This window comes from Pseudomonas sp. LB3P31 (assembly GCF_054897945.1).
On sequence record NZ_CM142710.1, the window covers coordinates 3585152 to 3602861 of the forward strand.

22 protein-coding genes are annotated in these 17710 nt (G+C 60.1%); 9 read left to right on the top strand and 13 right to left on the bottom strand.

All coding sequences use genetic code 11. From position 1 onward, the window contains the following. Positions 1-76: 76 nt before the first annotated feature. Positions 77-1570: a YifB family Mg chelatase-like AAA ATPase gene (locus tag ACYZTK_RS16180; protein ID WP_462010803.1), complete on the bottom strand. Its 1494-nt coding sequence runs from the start codon at positions 1568-1570 to the stop codon at positions 77-79. A 179-nt stretch (positions 1571-1749) separates the two neighbouring features. After that, entirely contained in the window at positions 1750-1920 is a 171-nt protein-coding gene (locus ACYZTK_RS16185; protein ID WP_462010804.1) for a hypothetical protein, read from the bottom strand. Between the two features lie 192 nt (positions 1921-2112). Between ACYZTK_RS16185 and ACYZTK_RS16190 the strand changes: the two genes are divergently transcribed. Beyond that, positions 2113-2376 (top strand): helix-turn-helix transcriptional regulator, encoded by a 264-nt coding sequence (locus tag ACYZTK_RS16190; RefSeq protein ID WP_462010805.1) that lies wholly within the window; start codon positions 2113-2115, stop codon positions 2374-2376. 5 nt (positions 2377-2381) lie between these two features. On the opposite strand, the gene ACYZTK_RS16195 is transcribed toward ACYZTK_RS16190, so the two are convergent. Both ACYZTK_RS16195 and ACYZTK_RS16200 read right to left on the bottom strand, forming a co-directional pair. Continuing rightward, positions 2382-2903 carry a BRO-N domain-containing protein gene (locus ACYZTK_RS16195; protein WP_462010806.1) on the bottom strand — a complete coding sequence of 174 codons (522 nt, stop codon included), beginning with the start codon at positions 2901-2903 and terminating at the stop codon, positions 2382-2384. A gap of 367 nt (positions 2904-3270) precedes the next feature. Continuing rightward, the gene (locus ACYZTK_RS16200) at positions 3271-3531 is read right to left on the bottom strand and encodes an accessory factor UbiK family protein (protein ID WP_162436681.1); all 261 of its coding nucleotides are present in this window, start codon (positions 3529-3531) and stop codon (positions 3271-3273) included. 418 nt (positions 3532-3949) lie between these two features. Here ACYZTK_RS16200 and glnK point away from each other — a divergent pair, with 418 nt between their 5' ends. From glnK to sutA, 4 genes are all read left to right on the top strand, one after another. Further along, complete coding sequence (glnK, locus tag ACYZTK_RS16205) at positions 3950-4288, top strand: P-II family nitrogen regulator (protein WP_002555808.1); 339 nt, start codon at positions 3950-3952, stop codon at positions 4286-4288. A 35-nt stretch (positions 4289-4323) separates the two neighbouring features. After that, complete coding sequence (locus tag ACYZTK_RS16210) at positions 4324-5661, top strand: ammonium transporter (protein WP_462010807.1); 1338 nt, start codon at positions 4324-4326, stop codon at positions 5659-5661. A gap of 212 nt (positions 5662-5873) precedes the next feature. Then, positions 5874-6299 (top strand): secondary thiamine-phosphate synthase enzyme YjbQ, encoded by a 426-nt coding sequence (locus ACYZTK_RS16215; RefSeq protein ID WP_462010808.1) that lies wholly within the window; start codon positions 5874-5876, stop codon positions 6297-6299. Positions 6300-6401: 102 nt separating this feature from the next. Then, complete coding sequence (gene sutA, locus ACYZTK_RS16220) at positions 6402-6722, top strand: transcriptional regulator SutA (RefSeq protein ID WP_462010809.1); 321 nt, start codon at positions 6402-6404, stop codon at positions 6720-6722. A gap of 190 nt (positions 6723-6912) precedes the next feature. Here the strand turns inward: sutA and ACYZTK_RS16225 are convergent, their stop codons facing one another. Genes ACYZTK_RS16225 through lptM form a run of 6 tightly spaced genes read right to left on the bottom strand, consistent with a single transcriptional unit; the run spans position 6913 to position 11529 of the window. Beyond that, entirely contained in the window at positions 6913-7623 is a 711-nt protein-coding gene (locus tag ACYZTK_RS16225; protein ID WP_462010810.1) for an HAD family hydrolase, read from the bottom strand. Next, positions 7620-8519: a tyrosine recombinase XerC gene (gene xerC / locus ACYZTK_RS16230; RefSeq protein ID WP_462010811.1), complete on the bottom strand. Its 900-nt coding sequence runs from the start codon at positions 8517-8519 to the stop codon at positions 7620-7622. Before xerC ends, ACYZTK_RS16225 begins: the two co-directional genes overlap by 4 nt. A 2-nt stretch (positions 8520-8521) precedes the next feature. After that, positions 8522-9247: a DUF484 family protein gene (locus ACYZTK_RS16235; RefSeq protein ID WP_462010813.1), complete on the bottom strand. Its 726-nt coding sequence runs from the start codon at positions 9245-9247 to the stop codon at positions 8522-8524. Positions 9248-9260: 13 nt separating this feature from the next. Next, entirely contained in the window at positions 9261-10091 is an 831-nt protein-coding gene (gene dapF / locus ACYZTK_RS16240) for a diaminopimelate epimerase (RefSeq protein WP_462010814.1), read from the bottom strand. A gap of 4 nt (positions 10092-10095) precedes the next feature. Continuing rightward, a complete protein-coding gene (gene lysA, locus ACYZTK_RS16245; protein ID WP_462010815.1) occupies positions 10096-11343 on the bottom strand; it encodes a diaminopimelate decarboxylase in 1248 nt (415 codons plus the stop codon). A gap of 9 nt (positions 11344-11352) precedes the next feature. Then, the gene (gene lptM / locus ACYZTK_RS16250; protein ID WP_462010816.1) at positions 11353-11529 is read right to left on the bottom strand and encodes an LPS translocon maturation chaperone LptM; all 177 of its coding nucleotides are present in this window, start codon (positions 11527-11529) and stop codon (positions 11353-11355) included. 297 nt (positions 11530-11826) lie between these two features. On the opposite strand from lptM, the gene cyaY reads away from it, so the two are divergent. The 3 genes from cyaY to rnk all read left to right on the top strand — a co-directional run bounded on the left by cyaY (position 11827) and on the right by rnk (position 13042). Beyond that, positions 11827-12159 carry an iron donor protein CyaY gene (gene cyaY, locus ACYZTK_RS16255; RefSeq protein WP_462010817.1) on the top strand — a complete coding sequence of 111 codons (333 nt, stop codon included), beginning with the start codon at positions 11827-11829 and terminating at the stop codon, positions 12157-12159. A 4-nt stretch (positions 12160-12163) separates the two neighbouring features. Beyond that, complete coding sequence (locus ACYZTK_RS16260; protein WP_462010818.1) at positions 12164-12388, top strand: DUF1289 domain-containing protein; 225 nt, start codon at positions 12164-12166, stop codon at positions 12386-12388. A gap of 243 nt (positions 12389-12631) precedes the next feature. Continuing rightward, complete coding sequence (gene rnk, locus ACYZTK_RS16265; protein ID WP_462010819.1) at positions 12632-13042, top strand: nucleoside diphosphate kinase regulator; 411 nt, start codon at positions 12632-12634, stop codon at positions 13040-13042. A 6-nt stretch (positions 13043-13048) separates the two neighbouring features. Here the strand turns inward: rnk and ACYZTK_RS16270 are convergent, their stop codons facing one another. The 3 genes from ACYZTK_RS16270 to ACYZTK_RS16280 form a co-directional block, all read right to left on the bottom strand. Beyond that, on the bottom strand, positions 13049-15895 hold the full coding sequence (locus ACYZTK_RS16270) for a class I adenylate cyclase (RefSeq protein WP_462010820.1): 2847 nt from the start codon (positions 15893-15895) through the stop codon (positions 13049-13051). A gap of 194 nt (positions 15896-16089) precedes the next feature. Beyond that, a complete protein-coding gene (locus tag ACYZTK_RS16275) occupies positions 16090-16335 on the bottom strand; it encodes a TIGR02647 family protein (protein ID WP_462010821.1) in 246 nt (81 codons plus the stop codon). A gap of 224 nt (positions 16336-16559) precedes the next feature. Next, the gene (locus tag ACYZTK_RS16280) at positions 16560-16844 is read right to left on the bottom strand and encodes a hypothetical protein (protein ID WP_045059685.1); all 285 of its coding nucleotides are present in this window, start codon (positions 16842-16844) and stop codon (positions 16560-16562) included. Between the two features lie 125 nt (positions 16845-16969). On the opposite strand from ACYZTK_RS16280, the gene ACYZTK_RS16285 reads away from it, so the two are divergent. Beyond that, positions 16970-17629: a glutathione S-transferase family protein gene (locus ACYZTK_RS16285; RefSeq protein ID WP_462010822.1), complete on the top strand. Its 660-nt coding sequence runs from the start codon at positions 16970-16972 to the stop codon at positions 17627-17629. The last annotated feature ends 81 nt before the right edge of the window (positions 17630-17710 follow it).

Sequence of the window (17710 nt, forward strand, 5' to 3'; positions counted from 1 at the left end):
TAAATCTGCACAAAAAGACTTATCCCAGTAAAAAAACGCTTACAAAATGATGTTTTTTGAAAAAAACGCTTACTAACTAGGCGCTCGACGGCCTGTATTGAAGTGCTTCAGCCAAATGCTCGCGTTGGATGCAATCGATTTGCTCAAGGTCGGCCAGCGTCCTCGCTACCTTGAGCAATCGATGGGCCGAGCGTAGCGACAGGGTCAGTCTTTCGCAGGCGGATTCCAGCCAGGTTTCGTCGGCTGTGGATAACTTGCAGTGCTTGCGCAGGCCTGGCAGGTCAAGGAAGGCGTTGGCGCAGCCTTGGCGCTTGTGCTGTCGTTCCCTGGCGTCGGCGACCAGCACGGCGGCGCTGGCGGTGTCATCGCCGGGTTTAGCTGAAGGATTTAGCGCCGTGGCTTCCCGTGCGACGGTCAGGTGCAGGTCGATGCGATCCAGCAGCGGCCCGGACAATTTGTTGCGATAGCGCTGGACCATGTCCGGGGTGCATGAGCATTTTCCAGTCGGTTCGCCAAGATATCCACAGGGGCAGGGATTCATTGCCGCGACCAGTTGAAAGCGCGCCGGAAAGCGCACGCGATCCCTGGCGCGGGAAATCACGATATGGCCAGACTCCATCGGCTCGCGCAGCACCTCCAATACCCTGCGATCAAACTCCGGCAGTTCATCAAGAAATAGCACGCCATGATGGGCAAGGGTGATTTCACCGGGTTGTGGTTTTGAGCCACCCCCCACCAGCGCCGGGCCCGACGCCGAGTGATGAGGCTGGCGAAACGGTCGCTGCGGCCAGTGGCTCAAAGGCACGCAACTGGCGACCGATTGGATGGCGGCGACTTCCAGCGCCTCGCTTTCGGCCAAGGGCGGCAACAGGCCCGGCAAACGACTCGCCAGCAGAGTTTTCCCGGTTCCCGGAGGCCCGCTGAACAGCAGGTTGTGAGCGCCCGCCGCAGCGATCAACAACGCCCGTTTTGCCGCGAGCTGGCCCTGCACTTCACTCAGATCAGGATAGGGTTTGCTGGCGTGCATCAGCCCGTCCGAAACATAAGGTGCGATAGGTTTGTGCCCATTGAAGTGAGCCACAGCTTCCAGCAAATGATCTACGGCAATCACCTGCAGGCCCGAAGCCAGGCATGCTTCCTCGGCATTCGCCCGTGGTATCAGCAGCGTCCGTCCAGCCTTGCGCGCCGCCAGGGCTGCCGGCAACACGCCGCGCACGGCCCGCACCGCACCAGATAACGCCAGCTCCCCCAGGCATTCCACATCGTCCAGCGCCAGCGCGGGCACCTGGACACTGGCCGACAGAATCCCCAAGGCAATCGCCAAATCAAATCGTCCACCATCCTTGGGTAAATCTGCCGGAGCGAGATTGAGCGTGATACGTCGCGCTGGAAACTGCAGTCCCGAATTGATGATCGCACTGCGCACCCGGTCTTTGCTTTCTCTCACGGCTGTTTCAGGCAATCCGACCATCGTCAGCGACGGCAAGCCATTGGCGAGATGGACTTCCACGGTGACGGCGGGCGCATCCACGCCAATCTGGGCGCGGCTGTGGACGATGGAGAGGGACATGGTCGTTCCTTGAGCTGACGGAGGCCGCTTCCTGCGGTGTTTTCAAGGGTAGACGGGAGTGAGGGATTTGGTGGAGCGGAGACGGAACAAAGTTTTCACTGGATGTTGCGATCCGTTTTTCCGGTTCGCCTGTGAACAATTGAGCTGATGACCTGAAGGGGTCTGTCACTGAGCGGAATTCATGCTTTCCCGCCCGCAAGAACGCCACTGGGCTCAAGTTCTTTGCCATGAGCAGCAGCTACTTCGAGAAAACGCCGTTGATTGGCCGATACATTTCCGGCTAAGCGGAGTGCTTCTGCTTGAAATTCAACGATTCTTAGTAGCTTTTTCGTTCGCTGTTTTTGACTCATATAAACCTCGTTTGGGATCTGAACGCACAAGCTAGCCAAGTAGGAGTGGACGCAAAATCAGCTGTGGGGCGCAGTTTTTGTAGGACCATTCTGAAATGTTTGAAGGGCATTGCCTGAATAGCCTGGACGCTCTTGTATGCCGGGGGGTGCTGCTTATGATCGGGGCAGATCAGGCCATCCAGAGCGGAGAACATGAACACTAATGGAATGCGGTCGATTCATCGGAAGGACATTCTTGAGCGGGAGTTTATTGAGCTGCTGAGCGCCGACTTTGCAGACAATGCCTGGCAGTTTCCTGAGTTCGAAATTGAACTGACAAGGTTTGTAGCGCAGAGCACAGGCGTCAGTTCGGATCTTGCCAGGGTGCTGGCCGCTCACTTCGATACCACGCCCGATTTCTGGCTAAATCTGCGATCGAATTACGAATCGCGCAGTGGCGATATCGAGCGTGGTTAGGTTGGTTAAAACGACTGCAATGCTTGCGACGCTTTTTTCCACCAGGGCATTTTGACTGCGCGGTTTGCTGGGGCGTCATTGGGCAGCATGTATGGCACATCCTGCAGTCGAATCCAGGGTTGGTTGTTCCAGCGCAGCAGGCTCAGCGACATCTCTGGCCAGTTCAGGCGGCTGAGCGTTGGGCGTTCGGTTGAGGCGGATGCTTGAGCGTCCCTGAGGGCGGGTACGACTTCGTGGGTCAGCCATTCGCGCAGGCCTCGGTATTCGGGGCAGTAGTGATAGACCAGTAATGCGTAGACGCCGGACTCGCTGATGAGCAGCGTGTTTTCGATGTTGCCGTGGGTGAGTGTTTGCGCGGTTTGGTGCTGGTCTGGGTCGAGCTTGCGCAGGGCGCGTTCGTCGAGGTAGAGGCGCAGGAAGCGGCCGAGGTCGCGGGCGCTGAACCAGGGTTGGTTTTGCAGGAGGAGGGCGTGGAGGTGGAGTTTGTGGCGGGTGAAAATTTCGGGGGTTAAATAGTTTTCGTCCATGGTGCAGTTCTCGGGGTCGAGTGAAGACTACTGCCTTTGATCGTCGCCAAACGAAAAGGGTGGCAGCTATGCGCGGGTTGGCGAACCGGTGAACCCCGAAATCCGGCAGACCCGAGGGTCTCCCACGCAGAGCCGCCATAACTCGAGACGGGAGGATTCCCTGTTCGAATGTGGTCGCGTTGCGTCGAGGTTTCCAGGTCGCCAAACCCAGTGCTGAACATTCAGCAGTGGGGGAGATTAGAAGTTGGAGGGGTACGACGCAATCGGACGGCGGTGGTGATGTTTGTAGGATGTTGCCGAGATTGTTGTGAGGCTTAAGATCAAAAGATCGCAGCCTTCGGCAGCTCCTACAGGGGGGCTTCGGTGTTTATTCGGTCGGTGGCGTGAGCTTCGCTTCCATCTCGGCCACTTTCGCTTCGAGGCTTTCCAGGCGGGCGCGGGTGCGGGCCAGGACGACCATCTGGCTATCGAATTCTTCCCGGCTCACCAGGTCCAGTTTGCTGAAGCCGCTCTGCAGCAGCGCCTTGAACTGGCTTTCGATTTCGCTTTTCGGCAACGGCGTGTCACCGCTGAAGAGGCGGGAGGCGGTACCCGTCAGGGCGTCGAGGAAGTCTTTGGGCGCGAGCATGGGAAAGGGTCCTGGAAACAATGGCGGGCAGTGTATCACGCAGTGTCTATAGTCAATCCCGACCACGGCAGCGCACGGTTTTCGCGCAGGCGGACGAACGGTTACGCACCGATGTGGTGCGTAACCATCGCATGTTTTCCGCCTTGCTGGCTGCGGGTCAGGCCAAGGGACTGAATTCAGGCACTTTTCAAGAGATGGCAAGCTTTCTGCTAATAGCCTTGTAACCCATGCACTGATGCAGTCGCTGTGACGAATGCAGTGCGCCGGGCGGAACGGGGAAGTGTTTCGTCAGGAGCGGTTAACTGGCGTCGGGCGGGCAGGTAGGGCCGACGATGCGTTACAAAGCCAGGCACTGCGCTTAGACTTGAGTCGGGTTTGTTTTCCTGGGGCAAGTCCACCAATTCGGGAGAGAGTTTTCATGAAGCTAGTCACTGCCATCATCAAGCCGTTCAAACTGGACGATGTACGCGAGTCGTTGTCCGAGATCGGCGTGCAGGGCATTACCGTTACTGAGGTCAAGGGCTTCGGTCGGCAGAAGGGTCACACCGAGCTGTATCGCGGCGCGGAGTATGTGGTCGATTTCCTGCCAAAGGTGAAGATCGATGTCGCCATTGACGACAAGGATCTTGACCGGGTTATCGAGGCGATAACCAAGGCGGCCAACACCGGCAAGATCGGTGACGGCAAGATCTTCGTGGTCAATCTGGAACAGGCGATTCGCATCCGTACGGGCGAAACCGATACCGACGCAATCTAAGCCGCCACAAACCCAACGCCCCAGGAGAAAACAATATGACTCTGCGTAACTTCGCAGGGCTAGGAGCCCTGTTGTCCCTCGTAATGCCCAGCCTGGCTATGGCGGCAGACGAAGTGGCGGCCCCAGTCCTCAACTCCGGCGACACCGCCTGGATGTTGACCTCGACAGCCCTTGTGCTGTTTATGACCATTCCCGGCCTCGCGCTGTTCTACGGCGGCATGGTTCGGTCGAAAAACATTCTTTCCGTGATGATGCAGTGCTTCGCCATTACCGGTCTGATCAGCATCCTGTGGGTCATTTATGGCTACAGCATTGCGTTCGACACTACCGGCATGGAGCAGGGCGTCGTCAACTTCAACTCGTTCTTCGGCGGCATGGGCAAGGCGTTCCTCGCCGGTGTCACGCCATCGAGCCTGACCGGTCCTGCGGCGCTGTTCCCTGAGGCGGTGTTCATCACCTTCCAGATGACCTTCGCCATCATTACCCCTGCGTTGATCGTCGGTGCGTTCGCCGAGCGGATGAAGTTCTCCGCCATGCTGATCTTCATGGGTATCTGGTTCACCCTGGTTTATGCACCGATCGCGCACATGGTCTGGTCCGGCAACGGCGGCCTGATGTGGGACTGGGGCGTGCTCGACTTCGCGGGCGGCACCGTGGTGCACATCAACGCCGGTGTGGCTGGCCTGATCTGCTGCCTGGTATTGGGCAAGCGCAAAGGTTTCCCGACCACTCCGATGGCTCCGCATAACCTTGGCTACACCCTGATGGGCGCTGCGATGCTGTGGGTCGGCTGGTTTGGCTTCAACGCCGGCTCCGCTGCTGCGGCCAACGGCACAGCCGGCATGGCGATGCTGGTCACCCAGATCGCTACCGCCGCCGCTGCTCTGGGCTGGATGTTTGCCGAGTGGGTCACCCACGGCAAGCCAAGCGCACTGGGTATTGCTTCTGGTGTGGTCGCAGGTCTGGTTGCGATCACTCCTGCCGCTGGCACCGTGGGCCCGATGGGCGCCTTGGTGATCGGCCTGGCAGCGGGCGTGGTGTGTTTCTTCTGCGCCACTACCCTGAAACGCAAGCTCGGCTACGACGACTCCCTGGACGCCTTCGGTGTACACGGTATCGGCGGTATTCTCGGCGCGATCCTCACCGGTGTGTTCGCGGCACCGGCCCTGGGTGGTTTCGGTACTGTCACCGATATCGGTGCACAGGTCTGGATTCAGCTCAAGGGCGTAGGTTTCACGGTGATCTACACCGCGATTATCACTTACCTCATCCTCAAGGTCCTGGACGCTGTCATGGGTCTGCGTGTGACTGAGGAAGAAGAGGCGGTCGGTATCGACCTGGCTCTGCACAACGAGCGCGGCTACAACTTGTAAGCCAGCGTAAAAATAATGCCCGGTTCGCCGGGCATTTTTTTGCCCGGAATTTGTCACTGCAGGTGAAGCTGAAAGGTTTTTTCCCAGAGCTTTCGCTCCCTTTATGCCGACTGATTTTGTGCGGCCAATGGCTTACAGCAATGAAGGAATATTAGGGCCTTTGTTTTTTCCCAGAGCGCGCTAGAATGCGCCCCGAACGTGCGGAGAACTGTATGTGGCAACAGACTCTGATTACCCTGCGGGCGAGGCCCCGGGGCTTTCATCTGGTGACGGACGAGTTACTCGCTGGTTTGCCTCAACTTAGGGCATGCCGGGTCGGTCTGTTGCACTTGTGGCTGCAGCATACCTCGGCGTCGTTGACCATCAACGAGAACGCCGATCCGGCGGTACGTCGCGACTTCGAACGATTTTTCAATCGTCTGATCCCACAAGGCGCAGACGGCTTTGAGCATAACGACGAAGGCCTGGACGACCTCCCGGCGCACTTCAAGGCCAGCGTGCTTGGCTGTCAGATCAGTTTGCCGATAACGGCAGGCCGACTGGCGCTGGGAACCTGGCAAGGCGTTTATCTGGGCGAGCACCGTGATCATGGCGGTGCTCGTAAAGTCCTCGCCACCTTGCACGGTGAAGAGGCATAAGCCATTGGTCATCAATGGCGGTTGAATTTTTTCTGGCAGCCGTCGACAGACGGCAAAGCTGGGCTATAACTAATCTGCTTTTCGCAAGTCATGAGGTAGAACATGAGCGACGATGATCTGGAAAACGACGACCTCGAAGTAGGCGACGACGAAACCGAAGAAGGTCTGGAAGCAGCGGCGGAAGACGTCGCTGAAGACGACGGCGGTGACACGCCCGCTCCTGCCGCCAAAGGCAAGGCCAAGGCTGCGGTTTCGGTCGATGAGCTGCCGAGCGTGGAAGCGAAGAATAAAGAGCGCGATGCGCTCGCCAAGGCCATGGAAGAATTCCTGGCCAAGGGTGGAAGGGTGCAGGAAGTGGAGGCCAATGTGGTCGCCGATCCTCCCAAGAAGCCGGACAACAAGTATGGCAGCCGTCCTATCTAGGCGCCTGCATTTGCTTGCTGAAAAAGCCCGCCGTCGCTGCGGGCTTTTTTATGGGTGTAGAAATTGAATTCCTGCACCGATCTTCTGTAGGAGTGAGCCTGCTCGCGATGCAGCCTCACATTCAACGAAGATGTTGGCTGATCCACCGCCATCGCGAGCAGGCTCACTCCTACAGGGGCGGGCGGTGTTTTCAAGGCTGGTGGTGTGAGTTCCACCCTGCCAACAACACCGGCAGCTCGGTCAGGCTGCGGATCTCGGCATCCGGGGCCTTTTCGGCTTCCCACGCTTTGCCCGCCGGGTTGAACCAGATGGCCCGCAACCCCGCCTGCTGCGCTCCGGCAATGTCATCCCCCGGATGATCACCGATATGCACCGCCGTCTGCGCCGTCGCGCCCCCACGTTGCAGGGCCTCGTGGAACAGGCGTGCGTCGGGCTTGGCGATGCCGATGTCTTCGGCACACAAGGCGAACTTGAAGTAGTCCGCCAGCCCCAGTCGGCGCACGTCGGCATTGCCATTGGTGACCACGCCCAAGGCGTAATGATTGGCCAGGGCCTCCAGGGTCGGTTGCACGTCGGGAAAGATTTGCAGCTGGTGCCGGGCGTGCAGGAACACTTCAAAGCTTTGGTCAGCAAGGTCGGACGCCTGACCATGGTCGTACCCGGCTTCTTCCAGCGCATGGAACAACACCCGACGGCGCAAGGCGCTGATGCGGTGCTTGAGGCCAGGCTCGCTGCCCAGGATGCGCTCGCGAATTGCCCACAAATGCTCAACCGGCACGGCGCCCAGGTTTGGTGCGTGTTCGGTGAGCCACTCACGCAGCACGGCTTCGGCGCTGACAATCACCGGGGCGGTGTCCCACAGGGTGTCGTCGAGGTCGAAAGTGATCAATTGAATCGTCATGAATCATCGCCCTTAATGCGTTTGGCCCGTGGGTGGGCACTGTCATAGACCGTCGCCAGGTGCTGGAAGTCCAGGTGGGTGTAGATCTGGGTGGTCTTGATGTCCGAGTGGCCGAGTAATTCCTGCACGGCACGCAGGTCTTGCGAAGACTCCAGCAAATGGCTGGCGAAGGAATGCCGGAGCATGTGCGGGTGCAGGTTCTGCCCCAGTTCGCGTTCACCCGCCGCTTTCACCCGAACCTGAATCGCCCTGGGGCCCAGGCGCCGCCCCTGTTGGCTGACAAACACTGCGTCATCCGCCGGGTTGGTCATTGCGCGCAACGGCAACCACAGCTCCAGCGCTTCACGGGCCTTGGTACCGACGGGCAGCAGGCGGGTTTTGCTGCCTTTGCCGAGGACCTGGACCATGCCGTCGGCGAGGTCCAGCTGATCCAGATTGAGCCCGGTCAGCTCCGACAGGCGCAACCCGGAGGAATAAAACAACTCGAGGATCGCCTGATCGCGTCGCGCCAGGAAATCATCTTCCACCCCGCCCTCAAGCAGTTGCAACGCACGATCGGTATCGAGGGTTTTCGGCAGGCGCCGCTCACCCTTGAGCGGCGCCAGGCCATTGGCCGGGTCGTGATCGCACAGGCCTTCGCGGTTCAGGTAGTGATAAAGCCCGCGTACCGCCGACAACAGGCGCGCGAGGCTGCGCGACGATTGACCCTGGGCATGCAGGCGGGCAATCAGGCCGCGCAGGCGCTGGATATCCAGGGACGACCAGCTGCCAATGTTCTGTTTGACGCACCAGCCGAGGACTTTGTCGAGGTCGCGACGATAGGCCTGCAACGTGTGCGGCGACACCTGCCGCTCACTGCGCAGATGTTCGCAGTAAGCGTCCAGTTGCCGCTCCACGATCAGCGTACCGAGCGCAGGGAATTGTTGACCCGTGGCAACACGCGGCCCATGACTTCGGCGATGTAGCTGAGGAACAGCGTCCCCACCGAACTCTTGTAGTGCTGCGGATCGCGGCTGGCGATGGCCAGCACGCCATGGATGCCCTGATGACTGATGGCGACGACGGCGGTGGAGCCGATCTGCTTGCGTTGCTCTTCGCCGAACAGGAAATCCAGTTCGTGTTCGCGCAGGCTGCCGGCGACGCTCTTATCCTCGGACAGCAAGCCGCCAATGGCGGTCTGAGCGTCGGCGTGGGTCACCCAGCGGCCCACCGGCATCGGGTTGTCGCCGAGCAGGATCAGGCTGACAAAGGGCACCTGAAAGTCCTGGCGCAGGCTGTCTTCGACGCTGATCACCACATCTTCGAGGCTGGTGGCATCCATCAGCGCGAGGATCAGGCGGCGGGTCTTGTCGAAGAGGCGGTCGTTGTCCCGTGCCACGTCCATCAAGTGCGACAGGCGATGCCGCAGCTCGATGTTGCGGTCGCGCAGGATGGTCATCTGGCGTTCGACCAGCGAGATGGTGTCGCCGCGCTGGTGCGGAATTCGCAAGGCCGGGAGCAGTTCTTCGTGCTCGATGAAGAAGTCCGGATGAGCCTCCAGGTACGCGGCAATTGCCGCCGCCTCAAGGCTTTCGGAAGGCGATTCGTCGGGCTGTAGGGCGGGAACCTGGGGCTTGTCGGTCATCGGTTTGACTCACTCAAAGACGTACTTGTCCTTCATAAACACGGACTGCCGGACCGGTCATCATCACCGGTTGGCCAGGGCCTGCCCATTCAATGGACAGACGCCCGCCGGGCAGGTCGATCAATAGCGGCGAATCCATCCACCCCTGGCTGATCGCGGCCACTGCAGCTGCGCAAGCACCGGTACCGCAGGCTTGGGTTTCCCCGACGCCGCGTTCCCAGACGCGCAGTTGCGCGCGATTGCGGTCGATGATCTGGAGGAAGCCGACATTGACCCGCGCCGGAAAGCGCGGGTGGTGTTCGATCTTCGGTCCCAACTCATGCACCGGTGCATTGTTGATATCACTGACCCGCAGCACCGCATGGGGATTACCCATGGACACGGCGGCCAGGTCGATCGGATTACCGTCGACTTCAATCTGGTAGCTCACCGCCTGTTCCGGCGCCTCGAACGGGATGTCGGCCGGCACCAGGCGTGGCGCGCCCATGTTCACCCCGATCTGGCCGTCACTGCGGATATCCAGTTCGATGATGCCGCTTTTGGTCTCGACGCGGATCTGCCGTTTTGCGGTCAGGCGCTTGTCGAGCACGAAGCGGGCAAAACAGCGCGCACCGTTGCCGCACTGTTCCACTTCGGAGCCGTCGGAGTTAAAGATCCGATAACGGAAGTCCACGTCCGGGTTGCTCGGGGCTTCGACGATCAGCAACTGGTCGAAACCGATGCCGGTGTGTCGATCGCCCCATTGCTTGGCGTGCTTGGGTAAAATATGCGCGTGCTGGCTGACCAGGTCGAGGACCATGAAGTCGTTGCCCAGGCCGTGCATCTTGGTAAAACGCAGCAGCATGGTCTTACTCCGGCAGCAGGCTTTCGCCAGCGAGCAACTCGGCTACCGTTTCACGGCGACGCACTTCAAATGCCTGATCACCGTCCACCAAGACTTCAGCGGCGCGGCCGCGAGTGTTGTAGTTGGAACTCATGACAAACCCGTAGGCGCCAGCCGAATGCACGGCCAGCAAATCACCTTCTTCCAGGGCAAGCTGACGATCCTTGGCCAGGAAGTCGCCGGTCTCGCAGATCGGTCCGACGATGTCGTAGGCACGAGCAGCAGTATCGCGTGGGCGCACGGCGGTGACGTCCATCCAGGCCTGATACAGCGCCGGGCGGATCAGGTCGTTCATGGCCGCATCGACGATGGCGAAATCTTTGTGTTCGGTGTGCTTGAGGTACTCGACCTGGGTCAGCAGCACGCCGGCGTTGGCCACGATGAAGCGGCCCGGCTCGAACACCAGCGCCAGGTCACGACCGTCGAGACGCTCGCGCACGGCCTTGATGTAGTCGGCAGCCAATGGCGGCTCTTCATCGCGATAACGCACACCCAGGCCGCCACCGAGATCGATGTGACGCAGGTAGATGCCGCAATCACCCAGGCGGTCGACCAGGCCCAGCAGGCGGTCGAGGGCATCGATGAAGGGCGGCAGGGTGGTCAGCTGCGAACCGATGTGGCAATCGACGCCGACCACTTCCAGGTTCGGCAGCTGGGCTGCGCGGACGTAGACGTCTTCGGCATCGGCGATGGCGATGCCGAACTTGTTTTCCTTGAGCCCGGTGGAGATGTACGGGTGAGTGCCCGCATCGACGTCCGGGTTGACGCGCAGCGAGATCGGCGCGCGAACGCCCAGTTCGGCGGCCACGACTTGCAGGCGCTCGAGCTCATCGGTGGATTCGACGTTGAAGCAGTGCACGCCGACTTCCAGGGCGCGACGCATGTCGTCACGGGTCTTGCCGACGCCGGAGAACACGATCTTGTCAGCGCTGCCCCCAGCGGCCAGCACACGCTCCAGTTCGCCACGGGAGACGATGTCGAAACCGGCGCCGAGACGCGCCAGGACATTCAGTACACCCAGGTTGGAGTTGGCCTTGACTGCATAGCAGACCAGGTGCGGCGTGCCGGCCAGCGCGTCGGCGTAAGCCAGGTATTGGGCTTCGATGTGTGCACGGGAGTAGACGTAGGTCGGCGTGCCGAAACGTTCGGCGATGGCAGACAGGGCAACACCTTCGGCGAACAGTTCACCGTCACGGTAGTTAAAAGCGTCCATGAGGTTCCCTTATTGATAGACGTCGTGCTTGTGGGCTTTCGACGCAGGCTGCTGTTGCGACGACTTGGCCTGCTCGGCAGGATCCTGGGTGTCGTCAGGCAGGTACAGCGGGCCTTTTTGCCCACAGGCCGACAACAGGCAGGCAACCGCAGCGAGCGCAGCAAGGGAAGAGATCAGGCGCTTCATGGCGAAATCCTTGAAAATGCTTTAATTGCGCCGGAGTATACCGGCCACCCGGCAGCTTGCCTATGCGACGGCCCTCCCGTCTGGCGGGGCTGCGTGGATTGTGTAATCCCTGTAGGAGTGAGCCTGCTCGCGATGGCTGCCGTCCAGTCACTATTGATTTTGCCTGACACACCGCCATCGCGAGCAGGGCTCACTCCTACAGGTTCAGTGATCTGTCGGTTATCCTTTGCAATCCCCAGGCCTCGCCCGTATCTTGCGGCGCTTGAGCGCGAGTAGACACTTTTTGAGGTTGCCGTAATGAGTTTGACCGAAGCCCGTTTCCACGATCTGGTCGATGCCACCCAGCAAACGCTGGAGGATGTTTTCGACGAGAGCGACCTGGATATCGATCTGGAGAGTTCGGCTGGCGTGTTGACCGTGAAGTTCGAAAACGGCAGCCAGTTGATCTTCAGCCGTCAAGAACCCCTGCGTCAGCTGTGGCTGGCGGCAGTGTCCGGTGGTTTTCACTTCGACTACGACGAAGAGAGCGAACGCTGGATGTGCGACAAGAGCGAAGAGCAGCTGGGCGAGATGCTCGAGCGCATCGTCAAGCAGCAAGCCGGCGCTGATTTCGACTTCGAAGGTCTGTAAGCGCGTGACTGAGCCTGCACCCCTTCGCGCCCCCAAGCCGCTCTACAGCAACGTCAGCCCGGCGGTCCCGTCACCGTGCAGCGGTGTGTGCCGGCTGGACGAGCAGAAAGTGTGCCTGGGGTGTTTTCGCCATGTCGAAGACATCCGCGAATGGCGCTCGGCGGATGATGCGCGGCGGCGGGTGATCTGCACCCAAGCTGCCAATCGCAAGCCAAACACTGCCCTGTAGGAGCTGCCGCAGGCTGCGATCTTTTGATCTTGATCTTCAGAGATTGCAGATTCGTCAAAAACAAGATCAAAAGATCGCAGCCTGCGGCAGCTCCTACGGGGCTGGATGCCCCACCGGCTTGTATATTTATTGAGCTGTGATAGTGTCCGGGTACGCCTCAACCCATCGAGGCTCGTGAAAACCCCGCCTTTTTCTGGCGGGGTTTTGCTTTTTTCGTGCAGAAGAAAGGAGTCTGCCCTGATCATGACCGCACCTTCCATCACCCTTACCCGTCTGGACGTACAACGTCTGGAGCGCCTGATCGACAGCCTGGATGACACGCTGCCGGGCGTTATCGCGCTGCAAACCGAACTAGATCGCGCCGATACCCTGGTTGGACACGAAGATGTGCCTGCCGATGTCGTGACCATGAACTCCACAGTGCATTGCCGAGAGGAAAGCAGCGGCAAGGACTATCACCTGACCCTGGTCTATCCCAAGGATGCCAACGCCGACGAAGGCAAGATTTCCATCCTGGCTCCTGTTGGCAGCGCGCTGCTGGGCCTCAAGGTCGGTCAGCACATCGACTGGCCAGCACCGGGTGGCAAGACCCTGAAGCTGACCCTGCTGGAAGTCGAATCCCAGCCTGCCAACGGCGGCGCCTTTCCGGAATAAGCTCCCTCAGACCTGCCCGAGCGCCTCGTTCAATGCGCGCTCCAGGTCGGCTTTGTAACCCAGGTACGCATTGCTTGAGCCCTGACCATCACCGGGCAGGCCTGACAGGTCCAGATCGGTGATGTAGCAGCGATAACGCGCGGTCTCCCGGCGTTGCTCGACGATTTCCCGGGCGACCACGCTGAACAGCTGATCGCCAAACTCCAACTCCGAAAACTCGCGCTGATTACAGTACAGGGTGACCTGCACCCTGCCGGCTCCGGCTTTGCTGACGATGGCGTGTACGTCATAGAACGGCTGGTTGATCGGAGTCTGCGGTGCTGGCCGGATCTCGACCCGGCGAGCGCGCGCGGGGCCCGATGGCAACACCTGGTAATACTGTATTTCCAGGCTCGACGGCTGGGCGGCATTCATCGGCAGCAACGCTTCGCGGCGAAACTGGATCGAGTGCAGGAAGCGCTGCAGCGGCACCAGCAGGCTTTGCTCGTCGTGATAGGGCAGGCGCTGCTGCCACAGGGCGTTGAATTCATCCAGGACGTAGAGATCCGCCTGGTCATCGTGGATGCGGAAAAACACCTGAATGCACGCAGGCTGGCCCATTGGCAGAATCAGCGCCAGATCGTGGTCAGCCAGTGCCATGGGGTCCAGGTGCAGTGGGCTGTAGCTGGATTGCTCCCGGGCAAGGTAGTCGATCAGTTCGGCCAGTGTGCTGAGGGCAATATGCCGGACCTGGCCCGGCACCAGTTCCAGCACGTGGTAGTGCTGCTGGACCTGAACCAGGTAGCGATGATTGAGGCCACTCAGCAGCAGGTCCTGTGCGTTGTCGATGATTTCCTCGACCCGCTGGGCGATGAACTGCGCGCGGTTGTGGCAGAAGCAGCGCACGCGCAAGCGCGGTTGCTGCGGGCCGCTCGGCAAGTGGTTGAGGTAGTCGCACAGGCAGTCGAGCAAGGCGTGAGGGCCGTCGAAACGGTTGACCAGCACTTCATTCCAGCTATTGAGCGTGACCTGGTCCAGGGTCAGCACCAGGTTTTCCCGTACTCCGGCGTAGCTCAGCGAGTCGGTACGTTCGGTGGTCATCAGGATGTTCAGGTCGCGATGATGCTTGAGCGGATCGATGCCGACGTTTACCAGGATCAGCACCTCGCTTGGCACGCTGGCGCGCAGTAGCGCGTCTTCGGCAACGATGGTCAGGGGCAGGGCGATACTCTGTTGCAGGCTGCCGAGCAGGTTGAACAGCTCGAACTCGCTCAGGTCGCTGGCGCCAGGGTGCAAGGCCAGGCGTGTGCTGTTGTCGATCACGCCGTTGCGATGGCACCAGGTGAGCAATTCCAGCAGGTGGCGGCTGCGCTTGATCGGCGCGAAATGCTCCCACTCATGAACGGCCAGGCTGCCGTTGTACAGGCCCCATTGGGTTTGCCCCGGCTCCTTCTTGTTCGGTGCGTAAACCAGCGTCAGCGTGTCTTCGGCCAGGTCCGGAGCGATCCCCGGGTTGAGGAATTCGACCTTGTTCGACTTGCGCTCGAAGGCTGCATAGAGCCGGCGGCCCAGCACGTTCAGGTCACGCTTGTTGATCAGGCTGGCGCTTTGTTCATCGCGAGCGAAGCGGGTCAGGAAGCGGTAGCTGTGATTCAGCTCAGTTACCAAGGCGCGGCGCTCAGTGCCGACCTGGCGGACTTTCCATTGACTGCGGCTATCGAGCAGGGCCAGTTGCCGCGGGTCCCAGCTCCACTCACGGGCCAGGCGCTCGAGCAGCGAGCGTTGCCAGCCCTGGGTGCGCGAGTTGCTCGCGGTCAGCTTGCGGTTGACCTTCAGGTACAACGCGCGACGCACCAGCTCCAGGCGGTCCAGCTCGCCCCGGGCGATCAGGTACTCTTCGATGCGCCGGTAGACCACGACGTAAGGGTCCAGCTCGTCGAGGTCGAGCTGATTGGCGAACACCGCCTGCTTGAAGCGCAGGCTGAGGCAATTGACCCTGGGGTGTTCGCTGGCATAGACCTCGATCAACAACAGTTTGAGCACGGATTTGTACGGCGAATCGATGCCCTTGAACAGCTGCCACAGCCCCGCCCCGATGAATTCGCCTGGCGGGATATAGGCCAGGTGTCCCAGGTCCAGGGTTTCGTCGGCGCGGATGAAGCGCTTGGAGATCAGCGTATGGATGTACCGATCGTAGTTGGCTTCTTCGTACACCGGCACCAGCCACCAGATCGGGGTGCGCCCCGCCAGCCAGATGGCGGTGCGATAGAACTCGTCTAGCAACAGGTAGTGTTGAGTAGCACCGCAGTCTTCGGAGCTGAGCTGGTTATCCCGCTCGCCGCGTACGAAGCGTGTCGCGTCGATCAGGAAAAAGTGCGCCTCGGCGCCCTGGTTCGCGGCCCAGTTTTCCAGCAGCTGGCACTTCTTGCGCAGTTCGGCGAGTTCGTTCTCGCCGAGGTCCGCTGCGTGGCAGACCCAGACGTCCATATCGCTCTGGTCGGCCTGGGCCAGGGTGCCGAGGCTGCCCATCAGAAACAGGCCATGGATGGGCCGGGGCGGATTGCTGCCGTGGCGCGGCTTATAGGAGAACGATCGGGTCAGGCGCTGGGCTTCGGCAAGGGTTGTAGCGTCCGGCTCGTAATTCGACAGCCCGGCCGGCGTGCTGCCCGAGACATAACCGGGCAGTAGCGGATGGTTAACGTGGAAAAACAGCGGCAGCAGCGTCAGTACCGTTTGCTGCCGGCCCGACAGCCCTTCCAGAGCGCGGGCCGTTCGCGCCTCATTGAGCGCTAGAAAACGTGCGCGCAGTTGGCTGAGCACCTTGCGGTCGATGCCTTCGTCCAGGTCGGGGCGGATTTCATGGTTGCGGGTCATGTCAGCTCAAACCGGCTCGGAAGGCTCGGACGCAAGTTATCTCGGGATAAGCGCAGTTTAGCTTCTCGGCCCCGGGATATTTAGGCTGATTTGGTTTTTCTGGCGTCAGATTTTTATCGTCTGCGGGCGATGTGCAGAAGAGGGTGCCCGCGGAAATCCCATGACAGGGGTTTCCGGGGGCGATGCAGTTGAATTCAGGCGGTTTCTTCGACGTTCAGGATGGTCAGCAGAATTTGCACACTTTGCGCGGCATCACGACCGAGGCTGGTCAAATAACCGCCGTCTGGCTGGTCGATCAGCTCTTTCTCGTACAGGCGACGGGCAGCGGCAATGGCTTTAGGGGCAGCGGTCTGATGAATTTTCAAACCTTCCTGGGAACTGTCCAGGTTGAAGAGTGCGAGGATTTCCAGTTCGGCAACCAACTCAGGGGTAAGCGACATAAGGACTCCAGACTTTCTAGGAATTGGACGACAGCGCCACTAAGGTGAGCCGAGTTGTGCGGCATGTCCAGTGCCTGGAGCAGGGTTTTTTCGAGTTGGCGAGCATTCCCCGGTTTTTGACTTGTGGGAGCAAGGCTTGCCCGCGATTGCCACGCTGCGGTCTGGCAGATGAGCCGTGTCATCGTTCATCGCGGGCAAGCCTTGCTCCCACAGGAAAGGGGGGGTTATTTCTTTTCTGGTGGCAGCTCTGGCAGCGCGCGCAGGGCGGTTTCGTACCATTCGGTGTTGAACGCGCGGTCTTCTTCGAGGATCGCGTCGATTTCTACTGCGAGCACGTGGGCCATCAGATTGAGGATTTCTTCGCGCTCGTAACCCACCAGCGTCAGCTTGTTGAAGGTGGCCTTGGCGGCAGGTGGGTTGTCGCTTTCGATCTGGTTTTCGATGGCTTCGACCAGGGTATTCTCGGCGAACTCTTCTTCGTCAATCTCGATATCAGTTGGCTCGCTCATGGCAGGCTCCTCAAGTTAAGGCGGCCAGTTTACCTGCATTCAGCACTGTGATGCTGCTGGCGAGAAGTGTCGGGGCGTTCTATAACTGGCGTGGCCAACCCCCTGCACGGCCTGGAGGCTTTGTGATGCTCAAGCTTTACGGATTTTCTGTCAGCAACTATTACAACATGGTCAAACTGGCGCTGCTGGAAAAGGGCCTTCCATTCGAAGAGGTGCCGTTTTATGCAGGCACCAGCGCCGAAGCCCTGGCCATCAGCCCGCGCGGCAAAGTGCCGGTGCTGGGCGTAGAACAGGGTTTCGTCAATGAAACCGCGGTGATCCTGGAGTACATCGAACAGAGCCAGAAAGGCACGCCGCTGTTGCCGGAGGATCCGTTCGAGCGGGCCCAGGTTTTGGCGCTGGCCAAGGAAATCGAGCTGTACATTGAATTGCCGGGCCGCGCTTGTTATGGCGAGGCATTTTTCGGCATGCCGGTGGCGGATGCGATCAAGGAGAAGACCAAGGCCGAGTTGCTGCTGGGGTTTGCCTCGTTGGGCCGGCACGGCAAGTTCGCCCCTTATGTGGCGGGCACGAGTCTGAGCGTGGCGGATCTGTATTTCCTCTACAGCGTGCCGCTGGCCTGTGCGGTAGCGAAGAAGCTGTTTGATCTGGACCTGCTGGCTGAGATGCCGGCGGCGAAGGCACTGCTGGAGCGTCTGGAGCAGAACCCGCATGTGCAGCGGATTGCGAAGGACAGGGAAGCGGCGATGCCGGCGTTTATGGCGATGATTGCTTCCAAGAAGTAGATTTGCGGTGTTCTGAAGTGAATCATTGCGAGCAGGCTCACTCCTACAGTGGTGTACACCACTGATCCAATGTAGGAGTGA

Excerpts from the sequence above, each read along its gene's own strand:
- ACYZTK_RS16275 (WP_462010821.1), bottom strand. The coding sequence starts at position 16,335 with ATGTCGCTTACCCCTGAGTTGGTTGCCGAACTGGAAATCCTCGCACTC.
- dapF (WP_462010814.1), bottom strand. The coding sequence starts at position 10,091 with ATGCTGCTGCGTTTTACCAAGATGCACGGCCTGGGCAACGACTTCATG.
- ACYZTK_RS16195 (WP_462010806.1), bottom strand. The coding sequence starts at position 2,903 with ATGGACGAAAACTATTTAACCCCCGAAATTTTCACCCGCCACAAACTC.
- lysA (WP_462010815.1), bottom strand. The coding sequence starts at position 11,343 with ATGGACGCTTTTAACTACCGTGACGGTGAACTGTTCGCCGAAGGTGTT.
- ACYZTK_RS16225 (WP_462010810.1), bottom strand. The coding sequence starts at position 7,623 with ATGACGATTCAATTGATCACTTTCGACCTCGACGACACCCTGTGGGAC.
- ACYZTK_RS16285 (WP_462010822.1), top strand. The coding sequence starts at position 16,970 with ATGCTCAAGCTTTACGGATTTTCTGTCAGCAACTATTACAACATGGTC.
- ACYZTK_RS16235 (WP_462010813.1), bottom strand. The coding sequence starts at position 9,247 with ATGACCGACAAGCCCCAGGTTCCCGCCCTACAGCCCGACGAATCGCCT.
- ACYZTK_RS16185 (WP_462010804.1), bottom strand. The coding sequence starts at position 1,920 with ATGAGTCAAAAACAGCGAACGAAAAAGCTACTAAGAATCGTTGAATTT.
- ACYZTK_RS16280 (WP_045059685.1), bottom strand. The coding sequence starts at position 16,844 with ATGAGCGAGCCAACTGATATCGAGATTGACGAAGAAGAGTTCGCCGAG.
- ACYZTK_RS16215 (WP_462010808.1), top strand. The coding sequence starts at position 5,874 with ATGTGGCAACAGACTCTGATTACCCTGCGGGCGAGGCCCCGGGGCTTT.
- rnk (WP_462010819.1), top strand. The coding sequence starts at position 12,632 with ATGACCGCACCTTCCATCACCCTTACCCGTCTGGACGTACAACGTCTG.
- sutA (WP_462010809.1), top strand. The coding sequence starts at position 6,402 with ATGAGCGACGATGATCTGGAAAACGACGACCTCGAAGTAGGCGACGAC.
- lptM (WP_462010816.1), bottom strand. The coding sequence starts at position 11,529 with ATGAAGCGCCTGATCTCTTCCCTTGCTGCGCTCGCTGCGGTTGCCTGC.
- ACYZTK_RS16270 (WP_462010820.1), bottom strand. The coding sequence starts at position 15,895 with ATGACCCGCAACCATGAAATCCGCCCCGACCTGGACGAAGGCATCGAC.
- ACYZTK_RS16180 (WP_462010803.1), bottom strand. The coding sequence starts at position 1,570 with ATGTCCCTCTCCATCGTCCACAGCCGCGCCCAGATTGGCGTGGATGCG.
- cyaY (WP_462010817.1), top strand. The coding sequence starts at position 11,827 with ATGAGTTTGACCGAAGCCCGTTTCCACGATCTGGTCGATGCCACCCAG.
- ACYZTK_RS16210 (WP_462010807.1), top strand. The coding sequence starts at position 4,324 with ATGACTCTGCGTAACTTCGCAGGGCTAGGAGCCCTGTTGTCCCTCGTA.
- glnK (WP_002555808.1), top strand. The coding sequence starts at position 3,950 with ATGAAGCTAGTCACTGCCATCATCAAGCCGTTCAAACTGGACGATGTA.
- ACYZTK_RS16200 (WP_162436681.1), bottom strand. The coding sequence starts at position 3,531 with ATGCTCGCGCCCAAAGACTTCCTCGACGCCCTGACGGGTACCGCCTCC.
- ACYZTK_RS16190 (WP_462010805.1), top strand. The coding sequence starts at position 2,113 with ATGAACACTAATGGAATGCGGTCGATTCATCGGAAGGACATTCTTGAG.